Raw genomic sequence first — 3,621 nt, forward strand, 5'->3', positions numbered from 1 at the left:
CCCTCCTACTCCCCTCCCCCGCCTGGGGCGCCTTCATCGACTCCCTCAAAGCGAGCCACGACCACGGGTGAGGCGGTCCGCTCCGATCACCGCGCCGGTGCGCGGAAGCGGTGGGCTCAGGCCGCAGGGCCGGACCAGCGGTAGAGGTGGACCGGGCGGCCCGTCTCGCCGTGCTTGAGGCGGCGGCGGACCAGACCCGCGCCCTCCAGCAGCTTCAGGTAGCGCTGCGCCGTCTGGCGGCTCAGACCCGCGCGCTCGGCGACCTCCTGCGCCGAAAGGGGCCCGCGGGCGGCGTGCATGACGCCGCGCACGAGGTCGGCGGTGAGCACCGAATGCCCCTTGGGGAGGGTTTCGGCGCCGTCGCCGGGGACGGCCGCCGCGCCGAAGATGCGGTCCACCGTCTCCTGCGTGGCCTCGGCCACCGGCGCCGTGGCGAGCTCATGGCGCAGCGCCGCGTAGCTGTCGAGCTTGCCGCGCAGGTGGGCGAAGGTGAAGGGCTTCACGACGTACTGGAGCGCCCCTTGGCGCTGGGCCGCGCGGACGGTCGCGGTGTCGCGGGCCGCCGTCACCATGATGACTTCCGGCTCGACGCCGGCCCCGTGCAGGCGGTGCAGCAGCGCAAGCCCCGACTCGTCCGGCAGGTAGTGGTCCAGCAGCACCAGGTCGACGGGGTGGCGGCGCAGGAAGAGCAGCGCGTCCGCGGCGCTGTGCGCGGTGCCGCTGACGCGGAATCCTGAGACCCTCTCGACGTAAGCGGCGTTGATGCGGGCGACGTTCGGGTCGTCGTCCACGACGAGGACGTCGATGACCTCGCCCGCGCCGGTGGCGGCGCTCTCGCCCGCTGCACCCGTCATGGCCGCGCCCCTCCCTGCGCCGCGGATGCGCGAGGGCCGTCGGGCTCGCCGCCCCCGCCGCGCGGAGGCTCGTGGTCGGTCTCGTCCTCGTCGTCCGGGAGAGTTTCCGCCAGTGCCTCCGGCAGGACGACGCGGAACTCGGCACCGCCGCCGGGCGCGGCGCCGACCCGTACGCTGCCGCCGGCCCTCTCGGCGAACCGGCGTACCAGGGCCAGGCCGAGGCCCCGGTGGGCTCCGGAGTCGGGCGGGTGCGTGTCCGCGGACTCGGACTTCGTCGACCAGCCTTCCTCGAACACCAGGTGCCGCCGTGCGGCGGGAACGCCGGGCCCCGTGTCCCGTACGGCCAGCAGGACCGTGCGGTCTTCCGCGCACACCTCCACCTCGACGGCCGGTTCCGCACCGCCGGACGCCGCGTCGAGCGCGTTGTCCACCAGGTTGCCGACGACGGTGACCAGGCCGCCCGGGTCGACCAGGCGGTCGGGGAGGTGGGAGGCGGGGGCGAGGCGCAGGGCGACGCCGCGCTCGGCGGCGACCGCCGCCTTACCCACCAGCAGCGCGGACAGCAGCGGGTCGTGCACCCGCTCGGTGACCTGCTCGGCGGTGGCACGGTGCACGCCGAGCGCGTCGGTGACGAACCGCGCGGCCTCCTCGTACAGCTCCAGCTCCAGCAGGCCGAGGAGGGTGTGCAGGCGGTTGGCGTGCTCGTGGTCCTGGGCGCGGAGCGCGTCGAGGAGGCCGCGGGTGCCCTCCAGTTCACGGCCGAGGCGCAGCAGTTCGGTGCGGTCGCGGAGGGTGGCGACGGCGCCGCCGTCCGCCGTGGGCATCCGGTTGGCGACCAGGACGCGGTTTCCGCAGACGGTCACCAGGTCGCGCCCTGTCACCCGCCCGGCCAGCACGTCCGCCGTACGGCCGCCGCGCTCCGGCGGCTCGCCGCCCGCCCGGCCCGGTGCGGCGCCGAGCGCTTCGGTGACCGGGTGTCCGAGGGCGTCGGGGCCGAGGCCGAGGAGTCGCTGGGCCTCGTCGTTGACCAGCCGGATACGCCCGTCGGCGTCGAGCGCGACGACGCCTTCCGCGAGGCCGTGCAGCATCGCTTCCCGTTCGGCCAGCAGCGCCGAGATGTCGGAGAAGGCGAGGGCGTGGGTGCGGCGGCGCAGCCTGCGGGCGAGGAGGTAGGCGGCGAGCGCGCCGGCGGCCAGCGCACCGCCCGCGTATGTCAGCAGCCCGGGGACGGCCGCCAGCAGCCCCTCGCGGACGTTGGCGTAGTCGATGCCGACGGAGACGGCTCCGACGACGTGCCCGTCTGCGTCCCGCAGCGGAGCCTTGCCCCGCGCGGAGCGGCCGAGGGTGCCCACGTCGATCTGCGTCACCTCCCGGCCGCGGAGCACCTGCCCGGGGTCGGTGGAGACGTGGTGTCCGACCGCCGAGCGCGAGGGGTGGGACCAGCGGGTGCCGCGCCGGTCCAGCACGACGACGTACTCGGCGCCGGTGGAGCGGCGGACGCGCTCCGCCTCGGCCTGGAGCGGGCCGTCGGGGGAGGGCGTGCGTCCGGCTTCCCGGCGGGCGGCCAGCTCGGCCGCGAGGTGGGGCCTGGCGGCGGTGGTCTGGGCGATGGCGAGGGCGCGGCGCATCGCCTGGCGGTCGAGCTGGTCGCCGAGCGGCGCCAGGAACAACCCGCTGACCAGCGCGGTCACGCCGACGACGAGGGCGAGCTGTGCGGTCAGCACGTGGGAGAAGACGCGGCGCGGCGGCCTGATACGCGGCGGCCTGATACGCATGGGCACGTCGCCTCCTCTCCGTCGCGCTGTGCGTCGTACGTGCCGGTCTGTGCCCGCAGCCGACCGGAATCATGGGTTCCGTTCATGTACTGCCAGGCAGAGTAGAGGAACCGGGGGCGCGGGCGAGAGGCCCTGCGGGGCCCCTAGAGGATGCCGAACAGGAACCCGGCCGCCAGTACGGACAGCGACGTGAGCACGGCCCACTTGATCGTGAACCGCGTGTGCTCGCCGAACTCGACCTTCGCCATCCCCACCAGCACGTACACGGCCGGCACCAGCGGGCTGGACATGTGCAGCGGCTGGCCGACGAGCGAGGCGCGGGCGATCTCCAGCGAGCTCACCCCGTGCGCGGCCCCCGCCTCGGAGAGGATCGGGACGATGCCGAAGTAGAAGCCGTCGTTCGACATCAGGTACGTGAACGGGATGCTGAGGACGCCCGTGACCAGCGCCATGTGCGGCCCGAGCGCGTCGGGGACGGCCCCGACCACGGAGCGGGCCATCTCGTCCACCATGCCCGTGCCGGTGAGGACGCCGGTGAAGACGGCCGCCGCGAAGACCATGCCGGAGACGTTGAGCACGTTCTCGGCGTGGGCGGCGATCCGGGCCTTCTGGTCGGCCATGTCGCGGAAGTTCACCGTCAGCGCGAGCGCAGCGCCCAGCAGGAACAGCACCGGGATCGGCAGCAGCTGGGCGATCAGCAGGACGAGGAGCGCCACCGTGAGGGCCGCGTTGAACCAGTACAGCCGAGGGCGCAGGCACGCGCGGTCCGGGTCCAGGACGGCGGACTCCGCACCGGCAGCCGCAGCCGCGCTCGCACACGCGCCCGCGCCCGCTCCCGCTCCCACCGCACCGGCGGCGCCCGAGGCCGCGTCCCCGTCCGGGCCGCCGGGTGCCACGCTCCCGCCGCCGGGTGCCACGTTCCCGCCGACGGCTACCGCCCTCCCGCCGACGGCGGAGCCGCCACCGGCGGCCGGGGCGCCGGTGGCGGCTCC

General features: G+C 75.3%; 3 protein-coding genes. All 3 read right to left on the bottom strand.

Going from position 1 to position 3,621, the window contains the following annotated elements; all coding sequences use genetic code 11:
* Positions 1 to 116 precede the first annotated feature (116 nt).
* Positions 117 to 854 carry a response regulator gene (locus AB8Z75_RS33030; RefSeq protein WP_369208523.1) on the bottom strand — a complete coding sequence of 246 codons (738 nt, stop codon included), beginning with the start codon at positions 852 to 854 and terminating at the stop codon, positions 117 to 119.
* Positions 851 to 2,629, bottom strand: a complete 1,779-nt coding sequence (locus tag AB8Z75_RS33035) for an ATP-binding protein (RefSeq protein WP_369208524.1) — start codon at positions 2,627 to 2,629, stop codon at positions 851 to 853. Before AB8Z75_RS33035 ends, AB8Z75_RS33030 begins: the two co-directional genes overlap by 4 nt.
* A gap of 143 nt (positions 2,630 to 2,772) precedes the next feature.
* Positions 2,773 to 3,621 (bottom strand): citrate:proton symporter (locus tag AB8Z75_RS33040; RefSeq protein ID WP_369208526.1); only part of this gene is annotated, 849 nt, incomplete at its 5' end.

Source organism: Streptomyces sp. PU-14G, from assembly GCF_041028275.1.
In the GTDB taxonomy this organism is placed as follows: domain Bacteria; phylum Actinomycetota; class Actinomycetes; order Streptomycetales; family Streptomycetaceae; genus Streptomyces.

Bases quoted from the DNA above. Each gene is read 5' to 3' on its own strand.
- AB8Z75_RS33035 (WP_369208524.1), bottom strand. From the start codon at position 2,629: ATGCGTATCAGGCCGCCGCGTATCAGGCCGCCGCGCCGCGTCTTCTCC.
- AB8Z75_RS33030 (WP_369208523.1), bottom strand. From the start codon at position 854: ATGACGGGTGCAGCGGGCGAGAGCGCCGCCACCGGCGCGGGCGAGGTC.